Raw genomic sequence first — 17,438 nt, forward strand, 5'->3', positions numbered from 1 at the left:
CCGGATGTATTCGAAGTCTGAGCTGTAGCGGCTGGGCTGGTACTTGTAATAGGACTGCAGCTTCGGATTGTTCCCCAGGCCATAATTGTCGCCGTACTTGGCGATGTCGGCCAGGGTGGCGCCCTGCGTCGTGTATTCGAAGGAATGGTTCTTGCTGGCCGCCAGCGTCACCACCGTCTTCTCGCCGATGTCCAGCTGGTCCTGNAAGAAGTAGTTGGTGCGCTCTTCCGACGCGTGGGTCAGATAGCCGTCGGAGGTGGTGCGCTGCACGTCGAAGAACATGCGGCCCAGCACGGTGCGGCCGGCGTCCAGCTCCCCGCCCACGCCCTTGGTGTTCCAACTGCCGTAGGTGCCGTAGGCGGTGACGCCGGGGTCTTCCGACGGGGTCTTGGAACGGAAGCCCAAGGTGCCGCCGAAGGTGGCCTTGCCGATGGTGGAGGCCGTGCCTGGGCCGCGGTCCACTTCCGCCTGGCCCATGTCATGGGCGACGAACAGGGCGGAGCTGGTGTGGTGCAGGTCGGTGGCGTCGCCGAAGGGAATGCCGTCGAAGGTGATGTTGAACTGGCTGTCCTGGAAGCCGCGCAGGCTCAGCGTTTCCGCCTTGCCCAGGCCGGGGCCGTTGGGGCTTTGGGCGTAGACGCTGGGCTGGAACTTCACCATGTCGTCGAAGCTGGACAGCGGGACGATGTTGTCGCGTAGGAAGCCTTCCGGAACGATGGAGGTGGGCTCCAGCGCGTCCAGCGGCACGTTGGACGGCGACACGCGCATGACCTGGGCGACCACGTCGATCTCGGTGATGGCGTCGGCATCGGTGGCGGGCGCATCCGCGGCGCGGGCCGCGTGGGCGCCCAGGGCCAGGGCGGTGGCGGCCGCTCCCACCATCAGCCATGTCGGTGTCGGATGGGCTTGGCCCGGCTTCCTCTTCATCATGTCCCCCTTCGTGATCGTCGCGGGCGCCTTGGACGGCGCTTTGCAATGGTGCGTGCCGCGCTGGTACAGTCGGGGTGGGATGCGGATCTTGACGGCAGCCTGACGGGAATTTCAGGTATCGCCGATCACGGCGGCGGCATAAGGCCTTATGCGGCGTCATTTTTCTTGTGAATTTCATTTGACCTTTACATGACGGGACGATGACAGGCCGCCTTGCCTTGACCGCGCCGGACGGGACTACCGGCGACCTGATACGGGAGCTGGCGGCCCAGGGGTGGGAGGTCACGACGGCCGCCCCGCCCGACGCGCATCTGCCCGACGCGCATCTGCTGGTCACCCCGGATGCCGCCGCCCTGGTGGTGACTGGCGGGATCCCCACCCTTTGCCTGACCGATGTGGACCCGGCGGGAGAGCGCGCCCTGCTGCGCGCCGGCGCCCACATGGTGCTGCCCCTGCATACGGGCGCGGAGGCGGTGGCCGCCGCCCTGTCGGCCCTGGCGCGCCTGGCGGCGCCAACGGACCGGGCCGTGCGGGTGGGCGACCTGGCCCTGCATGTCGGCCAGCGGGTGGCGCTGTGCCGGGGCCGGCCGCTTGCCCTGGCGCCCCTGGACTTCGACCTGCTGCTGCTGTTGGCCGAACGGGCGGGCCAGGTGGTGCCGGCGGCGGAGCTGCGCGCCCAGCTGTGGCCGGGGGCGGCCCCGGAGGATCCTGGTGTGGCCGACCGCCTGACGGCCCACATCCACAGCCTGCGCCGGGCCCTGGGCGCCGCCGTGCCGCTGCACACCCGGGGGCGGCGGGGCTATGTGCTCGGGGGGTGACCAAGGGCATGAGTTGTTGGCTCATGCCGTTGTAGGACGCGACCGCGTCCGCCGGAAGTTTTCGGGGAACGCAGTGGACTGAAAACTGAGGAAGCCTAGCCGCCGGATGGCGGCGCCCGGCGATTGAGGGGGCCTTAGAGCGGGATGCGATCACGTGTGATCGCATCCCGCTCGTAACCTGTTCATGATAGAGCGGATCTACACGATCAGGTGATTCCACCTGATCGCGTTCCGCTCTAAAGGCCACGTGCGTTAGGTATTAAACCGGATACCGGCGCTGGCGGATGGTGCCTAGGGTGGCCACCATGGTTCTTCCACCCGGGTGATCCCCATGCTCGCGTTTCTCATCGGCTAGGCCCGCCTGGTATCGTGCGGCTGTCTCGGCTGTTGCGGGAACGCGGCTGGCAGGTCGATTCCCTGGCGGCGCTGCCGGGCACGCCCCGCATGGCCGACGTGGTGGTGCTGCCCGATGACGCGCGCCAGGTGCGCGACCGTGTCGCCCGGGCGCGCCAGGGTTTCCCCGGCGCGCTGGTGGTGACCCTGGCGGCCGGGACGGGGGACCGGACGGGCGCCCTGGCCCTGGGCGCCGACGACCAGGTGGACGCCGGCCTGCCCGGCGACCTGGTGGTGGACCGCCTGCTGGCCCTGCTGCGGCTGAAGCGCCAGGGGCCGCGCCTGGCCTATGCCCTGGACGACCTGGCGGTGGACCTGCGCCAGCGCCGCGTGCGCCGCGCCGGCCGCGACATCCTGCTGTCGTCGCGCGAATTCCAGCTGCTGGTCCTGCTGCTGCAGGCGGAGGGGGCGGTGGTGCCGCGCAGCGCCATCCTGGACCGGCTGTGGGCCGGTGACCTGGACGTGGCCGACAACGCCGTGGACGCCCTGGCCTCCCGCCTGCGCCGCCGCCTGGACGGGGCGGGCCAGCCCCGCCTGCTGCACACCCTGCGCGGGGTGGGCTATTGCCTGCTGTCGGCCGCGCCGGAAACCCTTGCAGCCTGAGAGACGGCCTGAGGGGCTGCCAGGGACAGGTGGATCAGGGCGGGGACGTTGGCGCAGCCGGTCTTCTCCATGATCCGGGCACGGTGGTTCTCCACCGTGCGGGCGCTGATGCCCAGCTTCCAGGCGATGACCTTGTTGGGATGGCCGGCCACCAGCAGATCCATGACCTCCCGCTCGCGTGTGCTCAAGCTGTTCAGCCGGCCTTGCGCCGCCTGGGATTCGGCCCGGTGGCGCAGGGTGTGGCCGCTGCGGTCCATGGCCGTTTCCACCGCGTGCACCAGGGCGTCGACGGCGAAGGGCTTCTCGATGAAGTCCACCGCCCCGGCCTTCAGCGCCGTCACCGCCTTGGGCACGTCGCCCTGGCCAGTCAGGATGATCATGGGCAGGGGACAGCCCCGGCGCGCCAGTTCCGCCTGCAACTCCAGCCCGGTCATGCCCGGCATGTTGATGTCGGCGATGACGCAGCCGGGCACGCCGTCGCCGCCGGCGTCCAGGAAGCCGATGGCGGAAGCGTATGTGGCCACCGGATAGCCCTCGGCCTGGAACAGGGCGCTCAACGCGTCGCGCACCGCCTCGTCGTCATCGACGATGGCCACCGTCAATCCGGGGGGCGTCAGCTCAGGCCGCTTCATTCGGCGTCTCCTGCGACGATGGGGATGTTCCGGCGGCCAGGGGAAGGGTAAAGGAGAAGGCGGCGCCACCCAGGGCGCCGTCGCCGGCCCGCAGGCGACCGCCGTGGGCCTCGACGATGCCGCGGCTGATGCTGAGGCCCAGGCCCATGCCGGTGCGCCGGGTGGTGGTGAAGGGGGCGAAAAGGCGGGGCGCCACCTCCGCCGCGATGCCGGGGCCGGTGTCGGCCACGCGGATTTCGGCCCGGGTCCCGTCGTCGGCGGCCCGCATCTCGATCAGGATACGGCGCTCCCCGGCCGCGCCCGCCAGGGCGTCCAGGGCGTTGCGCACCAGGTTGATCAGCACCTGCTCCACCTGCACCCGGTCGATGGTCAGCACCAGGCCGTCGTCCACCGCCTGGTCCAGCCGGGCGCCCGCGTTGGCCACCTCATCCGCCAGCAGGCGGGCGACCCCGGCCACCAGCTCCTCCGCCCGGACGGGGGCGCTGGCCACCAGGCCGGTGCGATAGAATTCCCGCAGGTGGCGGATGATGGCGCCCGCCCGCTCGGCCTGCGCCGCCGCCTTGCCCATCAGCTCCAGGGCGCGGGCGTTGCCCTCATTTTCCAGGATGCGGCGACAGGCGCCGGTGTAGCTGACGATGGCCGACAGCGGCTGGTTCAGCTCATGCGCCAGGGCCGCCGCCAGCTCTTCCGTCAGATGGCTGCGGCTGGCCTGTTCGGCGGCGGCGCGGTGCTGGCCCAGGGCGGCGGCGGCCTGCTTGCGGGCGGAGATGTCGCGTATGGTCAGCACGCCCAGGGGGCCCAGGGGGGGCCCGCCGCCCTCCGCCGCGCCCGCCACCATCGCCCCTTCGACCATGGAAAGGGAGGATTCCACCGGCACCAGCCGGCCGCTACGCCCGACCAGCCATTCCTCACCGCCCTGGCGGCGCAGCAGCTGCGCCAGGGGGCGGCCGCGCAGCGCCTCGGCGCTGTCGCCCGTCAGGTTGGCCACCAGGCGGTTCACCTGGTCCACCCGGCCGTCGGCGGCCAGGATGATGATGCCGTCCGGCGCCAGCTCGATCAGGGTCTTCAGCCGCGCCTCCCCTTGGGCGGCGGCGGCCCGCACCCGCTCGCGCTCGGAAATGACGGCGCCCAGCAGCAAGCCGGTCATGGCCAGCGACAGCATCAGGATTTGCAGTTTCAGGGCCTGGTAGGGCTGGATGTCGCACAGAGCGATGCCCAGGCTGAGGCCCGTTTCCAGGGCGGCCAGCGCCAGCACCGCGCCGGGCAGGCCGCTGCCGGCCGCCACCCATACCAGCGGGATGAACACGGGGTAGAAGCGCGACCCCACCACCCGGGGGAAGATCACCGCCACCGACAGGCAGATGCCGGCCACCTGGCCCAGGATCTGGGGACGCCACAGCAGGCGGCCATCCAGGCGGCGCCACAGGCGTGGCGCCATCAGGGCCAACGGGGCCGCCACGGCCACACCCGCCATGTCGCCCACCCAGTGCTGCAGGGCCACGGTCAGCGGGTCGGCCAGCATGGCGCGCCCGTCCCATCCGGTCAGCGTCCACCCCGCCAGCGGCCAGGCCGGCAGCCCCCGGGCCAGGGCCAGCAACAGCAGGCTCTGCCCTAGCGCCCCACCCATGGCCAGGACCAGCAGCCGCATGACGCCGTCTGCGTCCTCCAGCACATATCCCTCTCCATCGCGGCGCAGGTGGCGGGCCAGCAGCAGGGCCGGCACGGCGAAGATCAGCGGCTCCGCCAGGGTGGGGATCAGGGTCTGGGGGGTAAACGGGTGTCCGCCCAAGGCCGCGCGCAGGGCCAGGCCGGCGGCGGCCGCCAGCAAAAGCCAGGGCAGGCGCCGCCCACCCCATAGCATGACCAGCGCCAAGCCGACGCCGGCGCGCACGTTCCACGGCGCCCAGCCGGGCGCGGCCGAGACCAGCAGCGGGTCCAGCAGGCCCGCCAGCGGGTACAGCGCCAGCAGCACCCAAGGCCAGCGGCTAAAGGGAAGGGTGGACAGCAAAAGGCCCCATCACGGGTGGTACGAAGGCGGCTCCTTCATCCCCTGTGATAGGGCCCTTGCGTTACGGTCTTGTGACGGCGCCCAGCGCGTCGGCGCCAAGGCAGCCTTTACTTGGACGCCGTCTTCGCCGTCATCCTTACCGAGACGCCGTCTTCGCCGGCTTGGCCCACTTGGCCAGCCAGTCGACCACGGCCTGCGGCTCCATGTGGCGGGCGTCGGTCAGGTCGAAGCTGGCGTCGCCGTTCACCAGGGTTCCGTCGCCCTCCACCACCAGCACGGTGGGGACGCCCTTGAACTTGGGCACGCCGAACCGGGCGGGCACGTCCATGTTCTTGGTGTAGCGGCCCACATCCACCGTCACCATGACGAAGTTCTTGTCCAGGAAGCTGTGCACCTCCGGCAGTTCGACCAGGCCGGCCAGCACGCGGCAGTCGCCGCACCAGTTGCCGCCGAAGTCCAACAGCACACGCTTGTGCTCCTTCTTCGCCTTGGCCAGGGCGGCGTCCACCTGGGCGTTCACGGCGGCGTTGTCGATCTGCTCATCATAGGGGTAGGGCAGGGGCTGCTTCAGCTCCACATTGCCCACCTGCGGGGCGGTCACCTGGGCCAGAACCGGGGTGGCGGCCAGGGCGGCGGGCAGGGCCATCAGGGCGGCGACGCCCAGGGCGGAGAAGGTGGCGCGGAAGGTCATCGCAGGCTCCTGGGCATATCGGATGGTCGCGTTTTTCCAAGCATGTACTGGACGCGCATGTACTGGACGCGGATTGGGATCATTATGCCTGATATGGGGCTTGGGGAAAGCCCCGCCAGGGACCTATTCCCATCATTCGCCGCATGACGGATCGGCATTTACAGAATAATGAATGACGCGGCCGGGAGAATTACCACAATGACCAATGTAGATAACAAGGTCATGAGCCGCGCGGCCCTGAACCGCGCCCTGCTGGCCCGGCAGATGCTGCTGTCACGCCATGCCGCCGGCGTGGTGGCGGCGGTGGAGGCGCTGGCCGGCATGCAGGCCCAGGAACCCCGCCCGCCCTTCATCGGCTTGTGGAGCCGCCTGCTGGGGTTCGGGCGGGAGGAATTGCTGGCCGCCCTGCGCGATCGCCACCTGGTGCGGGCTACCCTGCTGCGCGGGACCCAGCATCTGGTCAGCGCCCGCGACTACACCGCCTGGCGCGGGCTGGTGCAGCCCATGCTGACGGCGGCCTTTTTCGGCCTGGGAGAGCGCACCCGGCACATGGACCCGCTGCCCATCACCGCCGTGGCCCGGCCCTTCATGTCACTGCCGCACACCTTCACCGACCTGCGCGCCCACCTGGCGAAAGCCTTCCCGGACGAGGCGGACGACCGCGCCATGGGCCACGCCGTGCGCTGCCACCTGCCGCTGGTGACGGCGCCGGACGACAGCCCCTGGGGGGTGGCCAACGATCCGGAATATGTGGCGGCGGAGGAATGGCTGGAGGCGCCGGTGGACCTGCAGGGTGACCTGCAGGACCTGGCGCGCCGCTACCTGGCCGCCTTCGGCCCCGCCACCGCCGCCGACATGCAGGCCTGGTGCGGGCTGAAGGGCCTGAAGCCGGTGCTCGACTCCATGGCGCCGGAACTGGTGGTGTTGCGGGATGAGGGCGGCAAGGCGCTGTGGGACCTGCCGGACGCCCCGCGCCCACCGCCGGAAACGCCGGCCCCGGTGCGGTACATCCCCGCCTTCGACAACCTGGTCCTGGCCCACGCCGACCGCACCCGCATCGTGGACGAGGCCTGGCGTCCCCGCATCGTCGCCAAGAACCTGCACGTCGCCGCCACCTTCCTGGTGGACGGCATGGTCGCCGGCATCTGGAAGACGACGCGCAAGGCCAAGCTGGCCACCCTGGCGCTGGAGCCCTTCATCCCCCTGGCCAAGGCGGACGAGGCGGCCCTGCGGGAGGAGGGTGAGGCGCTGCTGCGCTTCCTGGAGCCGGACGCGCCGACGGTGGCGGTCATCTTCGCCGCCTCATAACTCCCTATTTGTCCCACTCGCGGATGACGGCCAGCCACAGGGCCAGGGTTTCGGAATGCGGGCTGGTCAGGGGCACGCCGTCGGCTTTGACGGAGGTCTGGACCATGACCAGCTTGGTCTTGGGATCGACAAAGATGAACTGTCCCCCGGCCCCTTGCAGCGCGAACAGCCGGCGGCCGTCGGGGCTGACCTTGGGCGGCAGGATCCAGACCTGGTAGCCGTAGCCATAGAGGCGGGAGGCGGTGCCCGCCGCCACCTGGGCGTCGGCCGGGTCCAGGGTCGTGGCGGCCAGCAGCCAGTCCTTGGGCAGAAGCTGCTTGCCCTCCCACGCGCCATCGTGGGCCAGCAGGCGGCCCAGCCGGCCATAATCGCGCAGCGTGGCGTTGAAGCCCGAACAGCCGATCTCCTGGCCGCTGGCGTCCACCTCCCACTTGGCCTCGGCCTCCGCCCCCATGGGCTGCCAGACCTTAGCGGCCAGGTAGTCGGACAGGGACTGGCCCGTGGCCCGGCGCACCACGGTGGCCAGTGTCTCGCTGTCACCGCAGGAATATTGGAAATGGCTGCCGGCGGGGGCCGTGCGCTGGGTGTACTTGGCCAGGGCGGTGCCCTCGTCCACGCCGCTGTGGATGTCGTGGAACAGGTCCCCGGGGGCAGCCGCGTCCTCGAACGCCACCCCGGACGACATCTGCAGCAAGGCCTTCAGCGGCGTCTGGCCATAGGGGCTGCCTTTCAGGGTGGGTACGTAGGTTTCCGCCGCGTCGGCGATGCCCTTGACGCGGCCGTCGGCGATGGCGGCGCCCAGCAGCAGGCTGACCAGGGTCTTGGCCATGGACTGGGAGACGAAGCGGTCCTTGTCCGTGCGGCCGTACTGGTAGCGCTCCACCAGGATGGTGTCGTCCTTCAGGATCAGCAGGCCGGTGGCGGGCACCCGTGCCATATAGTCCGCCAGCCCCAGCACCGGCCCCTCCTTCACGTGGGTGATGTCGGGGACGTAGTGGATGGCCGGCTCCGCCGCCGCCCGCTTGAAGGCCCAGGGCCGGGCGGCAGGCGGCAGGGTGTGGGTCTTGACCATGCTGTCGTAGTGGCTGTAGCCCCAGACCATGTGGGGTTTCTCATACCAATTGTCCCAGGTGCCGGCGGGATAGCCCTCCGCCTGGCCATAGGCGGCGGCGTCGGGGCCGCCGGGCTCGAAGATCTGGGCGCCGGCCATGCCCGTCAGCAGGGGGGCCGCCGCCAGCAGCGATGCCACCAGGGTGGCGGCGATGAATCCGGTACGGTGCATCAGGCATCCCCTTCTTTGGGTGGCTGGTCGGGATTGGGACCCAGGTTGGGCGGATCCAGGTTGGAGGGGCCCAAGTTGGACGGGCTCAAGTCGGCGTCGGCCAGTCTGTCCATCAGCCCGGCGGCCAGGCGCAGCAATTCCCGCTCCGTTGGCGTCAGGGTGGCCAGCATGGCGCGGGCCAGGGCCGTGCGGCGGCCGTGCACGTCGCCGAACAGGGCGTGGCGACCGGCGTCGGTGATCTCGATACGCACCTGGCGACGGTCCTGGGCGTCGGGCCCGCGGGTGATGTGGCCGTGTTCTTCCAGGTCGGCCAGCAGGCGGGTCAGCGACTGTGGCTGGACGCGCAGATAGGCGGCCAGCGCCGTGGCGGTGGCCGTCCCCTCGCGGTGCAGCTTGCCCAGCACGCCCAGCTTGGTCGTGCTCATGCCCTCCACCGGCCGCTCGGTCAGCAGGCGCCGGGACAGGGCCGTGGTGCTGCGGTGCAGACGCCGCGCCGTTTCCAGCGCCGCCGTGAAGGTGTCGTCTTGGTCGCTCATATACCAAGCTATGGCTTAGCATCTTGCCAGGGTCAACGCCGGTTTTCGCCGAGATCAGCGATATTTGTGGTAAGGCACCCTTCTCAACTACCGGGATGATCGTCTCCAAACGACGAAAGGCCCTGCCTGGAAGCGGTCAAGTAAAACAAAAGATTGGGATTTGTTGCGGTGCGGCGAATTTTTGGACAAATCGGAGACGGGAAGGGAGTGTCGCCGTGGCAATTGGTCGCGATCGCGCATCGCTGTTGATTGGCCGGGAGAAATATGTCCTTTTGCATACAACATAAGCGCAAGGATGTCGGGTGCGCGGCATCGCATCGCATACCCTGGTATTTTAATCCCAAGACTTAGCTTGGGATTTGCTGCCGGCCATCATCCGGGCCCGTTGTAGGCCTTTCCAATTCAAGATGGCGACCGGCTTTCCTTCTGGCCGCCTGGGAGAAACGACCATGGTGGCCCTTCCCGAAACCGCCAACGGCGCCGCTAGCGGAAGGGTGGCTTCGCAGCCGGTGGAACGTGGGTTGCGCGCCCGGTGGCGCCGCGCCCGCTTCATGGCGCCGGCCGACATCGGCCTGTTCCTGCGCAGCGCCAAGGCGGATGGCGCCATCGGCCGCTGGCGGGGTGAGGTCGGCCAGCGCGCCGCGTTCGAAAACGCCTACGGCACCTTCGACGACCCGTGGGCATCGGGCAGTGGACGCTACCGGTACCAGGGCTGGAAGTATGACCGCATCGTCGACTGTCTGCCTCCGGGCCGCCGGTTCGGCCGCGCGCTGGATCTGGGCTGCGGCCTGGGGTTGCTCAGCACCAGGCTGGCGGCCCGCGCCGACGCCGTGGTCGGGATGGATATCGCCCAGGCGGCGGTGGACCGGGCGGCCGCGCGTGCCGCCGCCCACGCCAACGTCAGTTTCCGCCAGGGCGACGTCCTGGACCTGCCACGCGACCTGGATGGCCGGTTCGACCTGGTGGTGATCGCGGACACGCTCTACTACCTGCCGCCACCCATCACGCCCGCCCTGTTGAAGGGGGTGGCGGCGCGGGTGGCTGACTTGCTGGCGCCCGGGGGTGTTTGCCTGCTGGCCAACCATTACTTCTTCGCCGCCGATCCGGAGTCGCGGCTGTCGCGGCGCATCCATGAGGCCTTCGCCTGGTCCCCGCGCTTCCACCTGGTGCGGGAAAGCCGCCGCCCCTTCTATCTGGTCAGCCTGCTGGACCATCAGCCCTGAGCGGTGGTCCGGCGGCACCTTCGGCCTGCCGCCGCTGGATGTGGGCCTCCATTCCCCGCAGCCAACGGTCACGCAGGATGGCGGGACGGTCGGGATAGCGCTCATCCAGGAAGTCGGCCGCCGTCACCCGGTCGGCGCGGAAATGGCGGAAGTCCTGGCGCAACTCGCACCAGGCCACCAGCAGTCGCACGGTCTGGAAATAGGCGATGGTGACGGGCCAGACGATGCGGTCGCTGGGGCCGGCCAGCTCATCGGCATAACTCAGGCGGATCTTGCGGCCGGTGTGAATCCAGGCGCCGGTGCGGGCCATGTTCAGGCCCGTCCGCGTGGCGGCCGGCAAACGGGGGCGCATGCGCGTCGCCGGCTCCAGCACATAGGGGCCCAGGCGTCGGGCCACGCGGCGGCGATTTTGGCGACCAGATCCTGGGCGGCACGCGCCAGGGTGGGTCCCCCTGAGTGCTGACCCATTGCGCGCCCAGCACGGCGGCCTCGATCTCATCCGGGGTCAGCATCAGGGGTGGCAGGTCGTACCCCTCATCCAGCACATAACCGATGCCGGCCTCCCCCCGGATGGGCACCCGCTGGGCCATCAGGTCGGCGATGTCGCGATAGACGGTACGCCTGGACGTCTCCAGCTCCGCCGCGATGGCGTCGGCCGTCAGGGGACGGCGCGTGCGGCGCAGGATCTGGATGATCTGGAACAGGCGGTCGGCGCGTCTCACGGGGGCATCCTGGGTTCACGCTGCTGACAGCATGTTGGCAGCAGGATGGCAGTAGAACGGGGCCATCGACAAGCCGTCACCCCCCAGGCCATCACCCCCAGGCCGCCGCCCCCGAGGAAAACCGCCATGACCGCCACCCAGAGCAACCCCAGCCAGCCCATCACCCTCTACACCGGCGGCGCCCTGTTCGGCCTGCCCGACGCCAGTCCCTTCTGCATCAAGGCGGAGGTGCAGCTGAAGATGGCCGGCGTGCCCTATGTGAAGGCGCAGGGCATGCCCGACCAGGGCCCCAAGGGGCAGATCCCGTATATCGAGGATGACGGCACCCGCCTGGGCGACAGCACCTTCATCCGCAGCCATATCGAGAAGACCTACGGCGTGGACCTGGACGCCGGCCTCACGCCCCAGCAGCGGGCCCTGTCCTGGACCATCGAGCGCCTGCTGGAAAACCAGCTGTACTGGACCGTGGTCTACAGCCGCTGGCTGATCCCGGAGAATTTCGCCAAGGGCCCCGCCCAGTTCTTCGAGCGGGTGCCGGAAGCGATGCGGGACACCCTGCGCCAGCAGGTGCTGGAACGGGTGACCAACAATGTGCGCGCCGCCGGCCCCGGGCGTCATTCGGATGCGGAGATCGCGGATCTCTGCGACCGCTCCCTGTCCGCCCTGTCCCTGCTGCTGGGTGACCAGCCCTATCTCATGGGGAACAAGGCCACGGCGGTGGACGCCACGGCGCTGGGCGTTCTGGCCAGCCTGCTGACGCCCCACTTCGATACGGAGGTGCGCCGGCGGGTGCTGAAGTATCCCAACCTGCTGGCCTACACCGCCCGACTGATGGCGCAGTTCTATCCGGACTTCGCGTGGGCGCCGGCGGTCGCGGCGGCGTGAGGATGACGGAAACGGGCGCCCCCCAATTTGAGGGGAAGGGGCGCCCGCCGTTCGCCTATCCTTCCCGGAACACCAGTTCCAGGAGGATGGCGCCGCCGCCCGCGCTGGGGGGCGTGCGCACGAACAGCCGCCGCTCACCCAGGTCGGGCAGGTCCATGGTGGAGTAGGCGATGGCCATCCGCTCCAGCCTGGCCCGCATGGCGGCATGGTCCGACAGGCGGAAGGCGACGTGGTCCAGCACCTCTCCCGCCCGGTCCAACGCCGCGCCCGATCCGGGGATCAGGTGGACGATGGGCCCCTCCTCCGCATACAGCCAATAGCCGGGGAAGCCGAAGGGCGGGCGGTAACCGGGTTTCAGGTCCAGCACCGCTTCCAGGAAGGCGCGCGTGCCCTCCAGGTCGGCGGTGCGCAGGGTGGCGTGGTCCAGCCGGGTCATGGCGGCGCCCCCCTCAGATGGTCTCGGCTTCGCGCACGGTCAGCGGGCTGCTGGCGGCGAAACGGGCGATCTCATCCTTGCGCATGAAGGTCACGCCGGGATGGCTCCTGGCGTAGGTCAGGAATTTGTCCCACGCCCGTACCATCTGCGGCGTGCCGCTGATGCGGTCGTGGGCGCTGATGGACATCATGCGGCGGCGGTGGCCCGCCTCCTCATACAGCTGGTCGAAATCCAGGGTGACCTGTTCCAGGAACTGGGTCGGGGTGTAATTGCGGCCCTCGATCAGCACGATGTCGTTGTTGCGCAGGGTGTAGGGCACGACCACGAAGTCATGGCCGTTCACCTGTTCGATGAAGGGCTCATCCCGGCTGAGGTCGTCGATGTGGTAGAGGTAGCCCAGCTCCTGCAGCAGCGGCAGGGTGTTGGGTCCCCGGCGCAGCCAGTTGGCGTTGTAGCCGACGGGCGGCTGGCCCGTGACCTCCGCCACCATGCTGCGGGCGTCCGTCAGGAACCGCCGTTCCTCCTCCTGGCTCATGGCGTACTGGGAACTCCAGCGCGGCCCGTGGCCAGCGGCCTCATGGCCACGCTTCACGATCTCCCGCGCCAATTCCGGGTTCTTGCGCGCCGCCTCGCCGATCATGTGCGAGGTGACCTTGACGCCGTGCTTGTCCCACAGGTCCAGCATGCGGGGAATGCCCTCGCGGTAGCCATAGGCGAACCAGGTGTTGGTGGTGACGTCACTGGGCACGCTGTCGGGAAAGTCCACCTTGGGGAAGGGGCTGTCCGTGCCCTTCGGCGGCTGGCCCCCGGCCTCGAACTGCATGGAGACGCTGATGACCAGGCGGGTGTCGCCGGGCCAGAAGCCACCCTTTGTCGGCTGGGGGACCGGGGCTTGGGTCTGGGTGGCGGGGGCGGCGCTGGCGGCGGTCCCGCCCAAGGCCATGCTGGCGGCCAGCAGACCGGCGCCAGCGCCGGCATGAGTCAGGAAGCCGCGGCGGCTGGCGGCGATTTCGATGGTCATGACAGGTCGCTCCTTCACGGGGCCACCACGCCCAACTGGCGCAGCAGGGTCAGGTTGTCTTCGATGTGCCAGTTCTCGGCGATGCGGCCGTCCTGGACGCGGTAGAGGTCGGTGGCGATGAAATCGACCGTCTGGCCCTTGCCCGGCACCTCACCGAAATGGCCGGTGAAATGGCCCTGGAAGCGCAGGTGCACGGTCACCCTGTCCCCCGCCACCACCAGTTGTTCGATGCTGGCGGTCAGGTCGGGGATGGCGGCCCGCACGAAGGCGGAGGCCGCCAGCGGCCCCGGCAGCCCCTGGGCGCGGCCCGGCGGCAGGGTGCGGTCGTGGAAGTCCGGTGCCAGGGCGGCGCGGGCCAGGCCTTCCTCACCCGTGGACCAGAATGTGGCATAGCGGCGGGCGGCCAGGATTTCAGCGTCGGCCCGCGCCCTGGGCAGGCTGGCGTCGACGGTGATGTGCCCAGGGTCCACCAAAGGGGGCTGGGCCAGGGTGGACCGGGCCAGGGTGTCGGCGGATGCCATCGGGGCGGCTGTGGACAGCGCCAGGGCGAGGATGGTGCCGGGGACCAGGGAGGAGGACAACATTTGCGCGCTCCATCAGGGGTGGATTCGATGACCTGACGGTATGCGCTTTATATATCCGCAAGAATGGTTCTTATTCGGCAAGGTATATTGTGATATTCACAAGAATATGGCCGACACCTTTTCCGATATGGCGACCTTTGTCCGTGTGGTGGAGGCGGGCAGCCTGTCCGCCGCGGCGCGCGACCTGCGGCAGTCGCTAGCCGTGGTCAGCCGCCGCATCAGCGGGCTGGAGGAGCGGCTGGGCGTGCGCCTGCTGAACCGCACCACCCGCACCCTGGCTCTGACGGAGGAGGGGGCCGCCTTTCACGCCCGCTGCGTCCGCATCCTGGCGGAGGTGGAGGAGGCGGAGATGGAGGCGACCAAGGGCCGGCACACCGCCAGCGGCCTGCTGCGCCTGACCGCCACCGTGGCCTTCAGCCGCCACCTGGCGCCGCTGCTGCGGGAATTCCAGGCGCTGCATCCGGGCCTGCAGGTCCACCTGCACGCCGCCGACACCCTGTTCAATATCATCGACAACGGCTTCGACCTGGCCATCCGCTTCGGCGCCCTGGCGGACAGCAGCCTGATCGCCCGCCAACTGGCGCCCAACGTCCGCGTCATCTGTGGCGCCCCCGCCTACCTGGACCGTCGGGGGCGGCCGCGGGTGATGGAGGATCTGCTGGGCCACGACTGCCTGCTGTACGGCGACCCGCCACCCGACCAGTGGACCTTCGCCGACGGGCGCGGCGTGCGGGTGCGCGGGCCCCTCAGCAGCAATGACGGTGACCAGGCCCATGCCTGGGCGCGCGCCGGCGCGGGCCTGGTGCTGAAGTCCATCTGGGATGTGCACGCGGATATCGAGGCGGGCGTGCTGGAGGTGGTCCTGCCGCACCTGCCGCTGCCGGCGGCCCCCTTGCACGCTGTCTACCCGCACAGCCGTCACGCCGCGGCCAAGGTGCGGCTGTGCGTGGATTTCCTGGCCGACCGGCTGCGCCGGCTGACGCCACCTTTGGCCCGGGCATGATCATTCATGAAAGCGGAATGATATTGCCAGTTCATGGCCATTTCTGCGGCAATACCTGAAGCGTATTCCTAAGGGCATCGGGACCGGCGATGACGCTCAGAAGTCCCTGTCGACCCCTCAGAACAAGGATGCGTATCATGACCCGTCTCGCGAACAAGACCGCCCTGATCACCGGCGGCACCAGCGGCATCGGCCTGGAAACGGCCCGCCAGTTCATCTATGAGGGTGCGCGCGTCGCCCTCACCGGCAGCAGTGCCGCCAGTGTGGCCCAGGCCCGTGATCTGCTGGGGCCCCAGGCCCTGGTCATCCAGGCGGACGCCGGCGACGTGGCCGGCCAGAAGGCGATCGCTGACCAGGTGCGCCAGGCCTTCGGCACCTTGGACGCCGTCTTCATCAACGCCGGCGTGGCCGATTTCCGCCCGGTGGAGGCGTGGGACGAGGCCGGTTTCGACCGGTCGTTCGCGGTGAACGTGAAGGGCCCCTACTTCCTGATCCAGGCCCTGCTGCCCCTGCTGGCCAATCCGGCGTCCATCATCCTGAACACCTCGATCAACGCCCACATCGGCATGCCCAACTCCAGCGTCTATGCCGCCACCAAGGCGGCGCTGATCTCCCTGGCCCGCACGCTGTCGGGTGAGCTGATCGGCCGGGGCGTGCGGGTGAACGCCGTCAGCCCCGGCCCCATCTCCACCCCGCTGTATGGCAAGCTGGGCCTGGCCGAGGCCGACCTGAAGGCCATGGCCGCCGGCATCCTGGCGCAGATCCCCGCCGGCCGCTTCGGCGAGCCGTCGGAAGTCGCCAAGTACGTGGTGTTCCTGGCGTCGGACGAGTCGCGCTTTACCGTGGGCAGTGAGTTGGTCATCGATGGCGGCATGAGCACGCTGTGAGGCTTATGGCCTGAAACGGCAGCGGCGGCGTCCCAGGGGCGCCGCCGTTTCGTGCCGCGCGCACGGGCGTCAGCGGATGTTTTATCCGTGTCGCCGGCTTTGATAGGCTGATCCGTGCGACGACCATCGTTGGAACGAGGGGCGGATGGGGAACCGGCTGAACGATCTCGACCTATCGGTGCCGAGCCGGGAGGAATCCGGTCCCATGCTGGGAAGCTACACGGTCGCCGTCCTATGCCTGACCCTGATACTGTCGTTCATCGATCGCTTCGTGATCAACCTGGTCGTAGATCCCATACGTGCTGAGCTGGGGCTTAGCGATGTGGAGGTCAGCTTGCTTCAGGGCGCTGGTTTCGCCCTGATATTCGCGGTGGCGGCCCTGCCCGCCGGAAGGCTTGCGGACCGGCTGAATCGACCAAGGCTGATCGCCGCCGGCGTCATCGTCTGGTCCTTCGGCACGATAGCCTGTGGAATTTCCGAAGGTTTCCGGGGCTTTTTCGTCGCGCGGGTATTCCTGGGCTTCGGCGAAGCGGCCCTGATACCGGCGGCGTCCTCACTCATCATCGACGGCTTCTCAGCGGCGCGGCGCGGCACCGCCCTCGGAATATTCTCGCTCGGCTCGACCAGCGGAAGCGGCATCGCATTGATCGTGGGTGGTGCGGTGCTTGGCTATCTGCAGACCAGCACCGCCGCCTTGCCGGTCATCGCCTCGCTGGCACCCTGGCGCCAGTTGATGATCCTCATGGGGATCCCTGGCTTCTTCTTTGTGCCCCTGTTGCTGCTCATCAGGGAACCGGCTCACGGTCACAGGCCCGCCCCGCCCGCCCTGCCCCTGTTCCTGCGCAATCTGCGGGCCGAGCGCTGCCTGGTGCCGCGCCTTTGCCTTGCGAAAGGGGTGATGAGCCTGGGCGACTATGGCATGGCGGCATGGCTGCCGACCCTGCTGATGCGGCATTACGCTGCGACACCTGCCGCGGCGGGTGCCACGATCGGTATCGCGACCGCGCTGCCTGGCGTGATCGGTTCGATCGCCGGCGGGATGCTGGTCGATTGGAGCGCGCGGCGCCACGGCGTCTCGACACGCGCGAATCTGATCCTGGGAAGTTATGGGGTCGCGCTCTGTGGCGCCGTCCTGATCGGCCTTGGTTCTTCAAGCCTCCAGATAGGCCTGGCGTTCGCGATATGGGTTGCCGGGTCGGTGAGCGGCTCCGTCGTGGGCCGTGTCACGATGCAGGAACATGTTCCAGGCAACATGCGGGCGACGACGGTGGCGTTGTCGATCACGACCACGGCGCTCATCGGCATAGCGGTGGGGCCGACCCTGGTGCCTGGCGTCGCCGGGCTGATGTCCGGCGCCGGCCATGCCCTTCAGTATGCGCTGGTGGCGGTCGGGGTCGTTTCCGTGGTGCCGGCCTTGCTCCTGATAGCGGCGCGGTCGGCTTCGCCCGCTTCGGCGTCCGTGGCGGAAAGTTGAGT

At 69.2% G+C, this 17,438-nt stretch carries 19 protein-coding genes; 8 read left to right on the forward strand and 11 right to left on the reverse strand.

Annotation, left to right across the window (positions count from 1 at the left end):
- A partial coding sequence (locus I55_RS11075) for a TonB-dependent receptor plug domain-containing protein (protein ID WP_252181108.1) occupies positions 1 to 930 on the reverse strand: 930 nt, incomplete at its 3' end.
- 200 nt (positions 931 to 1,130) lie between these two features.
- Between I55_RS11075 and I55_RS11080 the strand changes: the two genes are divergently transcribed.
- Both I55_RS11080 and I55_RS11085 read left to right on the forward strand, forming a co-directional pair.
- Positions 1,131 to 1,748 carry a winged helix-turn-helix domain-containing protein gene (locus tag I55_RS11080; protein ID WP_083901016.1) on the forward strand — a complete coding sequence of 206 codons (618 nt, stop codon included), beginning with the start codon at positions 1,131 to 1,133 and terminating at the stop codon, positions 1,746 to 1,748.
- 369 nt (positions 1,749 to 2,117) lie between these two features.
- Positions 2,118 to 2,744, forward strand: a complete 627-nt coding sequence (locus I55_RS11085) for a winged helix-turn-helix domain-containing protein (RefSeq protein ID WP_148293676.1) — start codon at positions 2,118 to 2,120, stop codon at positions 2,742 to 2,744.
- On the opposite strand, the gene I55_RS11090 is transcribed toward I55_RS11085, so the two are convergent.
- The 3 genes from I55_RS11090 to I55_RS11100 all read right to left on the reverse strand — a co-directional run bounded on the left by I55_RS11090 (position 2,702) and on the right by I55_RS11100 (position 6,075).
- On the reverse strand, positions 2,702 to 3,376 hold the full coding sequence (locus I55_RS11090; protein ID WP_044560612.1) for a response regulator transcription factor: 675 nt from the start codon (positions 3,374 to 3,376) through the stop codon (positions 2,702 to 2,704). The genes I55_RS11085 and I55_RS11090 overlap by 43 nt on opposite strands.
- A complete protein-coding gene (locus tag I55_RS32960; protein ID WP_049974024.1) occupies positions 3,363 to 5,384 on the reverse strand; it encodes an ATP-binding protein in 2,022 nt (673 codons plus the stop codon). Before I55_RS32960 ends, I55_RS11090 begins: the two co-directional genes overlap by 14 nt.
- A 136-nt stretch (positions 5,385 to 5,520) precedes the next feature.
- Positions 5,521 to 6,075 (reverse strand): thioredoxin family protein, encoded by a 555-nt coding sequence (locus tag I55_RS11100; RefSeq protein WP_044560613.1) that lies wholly within the window; start codon positions 6,073 to 6,075, stop codon positions 5,521 to 5,523.
- Positions 6,076 to 6,273: 198 nt separating this feature from the next.
- Between I55_RS11100 and I55_RS11105 the strand changes: the two genes are divergently transcribed.
- A complete protein-coding gene (locus tag I55_RS11105) occupies positions 6,274 to 7,383 on the forward strand; it encodes a winged helix DNA-binding domain-containing protein (RefSeq protein WP_044560614.1) in 1,110 nt (369 codons plus the stop codon).
- A 4-nt stretch (positions 7,384 to 7,387) separates the two neighbouring features.
- Here I55_RS11105 and I55_RS11110 read toward each other — a convergent pair whose 3' ends face one another.
- Both I55_RS11110 and I55_RS33855 read right to left on the reverse strand, forming a co-directional pair.
- Positions 7,388 to 8,665, reverse strand: coding sequence for a serine hydrolase (locus I55_RS11110; protein WP_044560615.1), 1,278 nt, complete (start codon positions 8,663 to 8,665; stop codon positions 7,388 to 7,390).
- Positions 8,665 to 9,201 carry a MarR family winged helix-turn-helix transcriptional regulator gene (locus I55_RS33855; RefSeq protein ID WP_064742487.1) on the reverse strand — a complete coding sequence of 179 codons (537 nt, stop codon included), beginning with the start codon at positions 9,199 to 9,201 and terminating at the stop codon, positions 8,665 to 8,667. Before I55_RS33855 ends, I55_RS11110 begins: the two co-directional genes overlap by 1 nt.
- A gap of 449 nt (positions 9,202 to 9,650) precedes the next feature.
- On the opposite strand from I55_RS33855, the gene I55_RS32965 reads away from it, so the two are divergent.
- Positions 9,651 to 10,424, forward strand: a complete 774-nt coding sequence (locus I55_RS32965) for a class I SAM-dependent methyltransferase (protein ID WP_159107164.1) — start codon at positions 9,651 to 9,653, stop codon at positions 10,422 to 10,424.
- Here I55_RS32965 and I55_RS37725 read toward each other — a convergent pair.
- Together I55_RS37725 and I55_RS37730 are read right to left on the reverse strand one after the other, a co-directional pair.
- On the reverse strand, positions 10,399 to 10,734 hold the full coding sequence (locus I55_RS37725; RefSeq protein ID WP_199902551.1) for a YafY family protein: 336 nt from the start codon (positions 10,732 to 10,734) through the stop codon (positions 10,399 to 10,401). The genes I55_RS32965 and I55_RS37725 overlap by 26 nt on opposite strands.
- A complete protein-coding gene (locus I55_RS37730) occupies positions 10,673 to 11,146 on the reverse strand; it encodes a YafY family protein (RefSeq protein WP_199902552.1) in 474 nt (157 codons plus the stop codon). The genes I55_RS37725 and I55_RS37730 overlap by 62 nt, the downstream gene beginning before the upstream one ends.
- Before the next feature lie 126 nt (positions 11,147 to 11,272).
- Between I55_RS37730 and I55_RS11130 the strand changes: the two genes are divergently transcribed.
- Complete coding sequence (locus I55_RS11130; protein WP_044560616.1) at positions 11,273 to 12,031, forward strand: glutathione S-transferase family protein; 759 nt, start codon at positions 11,273 to 11,275, stop codon at positions 12,029 to 12,031.
- Positions 12,032 to 12,086: 55 nt separating this feature from the next.
- Here the strand turns inward: I55_RS11130 and I55_RS11135 are convergent, their stop codons facing one another.
- Genes I55_RS11135 through I55_RS11145 form a run of 3 tightly spaced genes read right to left on the reverse strand, consistent with a single transcriptional unit; the run spans position 12,087 to position 14,072 of the window.
- Positions 12,087 to 12,467, reverse strand: coding sequence for a glyoxalase (locus tag I55_RS11135; RefSeq protein ID WP_044560617.1), 381 nt, complete (start codon positions 12,465 to 12,467; stop codon positions 12,087 to 12,089).
- A gap of 13 nt (positions 12,468 to 12,480) precedes the next feature.
- A complete protein-coding gene (locus I55_RS11140; RefSeq protein WP_044560618.1) occupies positions 12,481 to 13,488 on the reverse strand; it encodes a polysaccharide deacetylase family protein in 1,008 nt (335 codons plus the stop codon).
- Between the two features lie 14 nt (positions 13,489 to 13,502).
- Complete coding sequence (locus I55_RS11145) at positions 13,503 to 14,072, reverse strand: ester cyclase (protein ID WP_044560619.1); 570 nt, start codon at positions 14,070 to 14,072, stop codon at positions 13,503 to 13,505.
- A 106-nt stretch (positions 14,073 to 14,178) separates the two neighbouring features.
- Here I55_RS11145 and I55_RS11150 point away from each other — a divergent pair, with 106 nt between their 5' ends.
- The 3 genes from I55_RS11150 to I55_RS11160 all read left to right on the forward strand — a co-directional run bounded on the left by I55_RS11150 (position 14,179) and on the right by I55_RS11160 (position 17,436).
- On the forward strand, positions 14,179 to 15,075 hold the full coding sequence (locus tag I55_RS11150; RefSeq protein WP_044560649.1) for a LysR family transcriptional regulator: 897 nt from the start codon (positions 14,179 to 14,181) through the stop codon (positions 15,073 to 15,075).
- A 137-nt stretch (positions 15,076 to 15,212) separates the two neighbouring features.
- Positions 15,213 to 15,962 carry an SDR family oxidoreductase gene (locus tag I55_RS11155; RefSeq protein ID WP_044560650.1) on the forward strand — a complete coding sequence of 250 codons (750 nt, stop codon included), beginning with the start codon at positions 15,213 to 15,215 and terminating at the stop codon, positions 15,960 to 15,962.
- Positions 15,963 to 16,167: 205 nt separating this feature from the next.
- Positions 16,168 to 17,436, forward strand: a complete 1,269-nt coding sequence (locus I55_RS11160; RefSeq protein ID WP_252181109.1) for an MFS transporter — start codon at positions 16,168 to 16,170, stop codon at positions 17,434 to 17,436.
- The last annotated feature ends 2 nt before the right edge of the window (positions 17,437 to 17,438 follow it).

The sequence above is a fragment of the Azospirillum sp. B4 genome (assembly GCF_000333275.1).
In the GTDB taxonomy this organism is placed as follows: domain Bacteria; phylum Pseudomonadota; class Alphaproteobacteria; order Azospirillales; family Azospirillaceae; genus Nitrospirillum.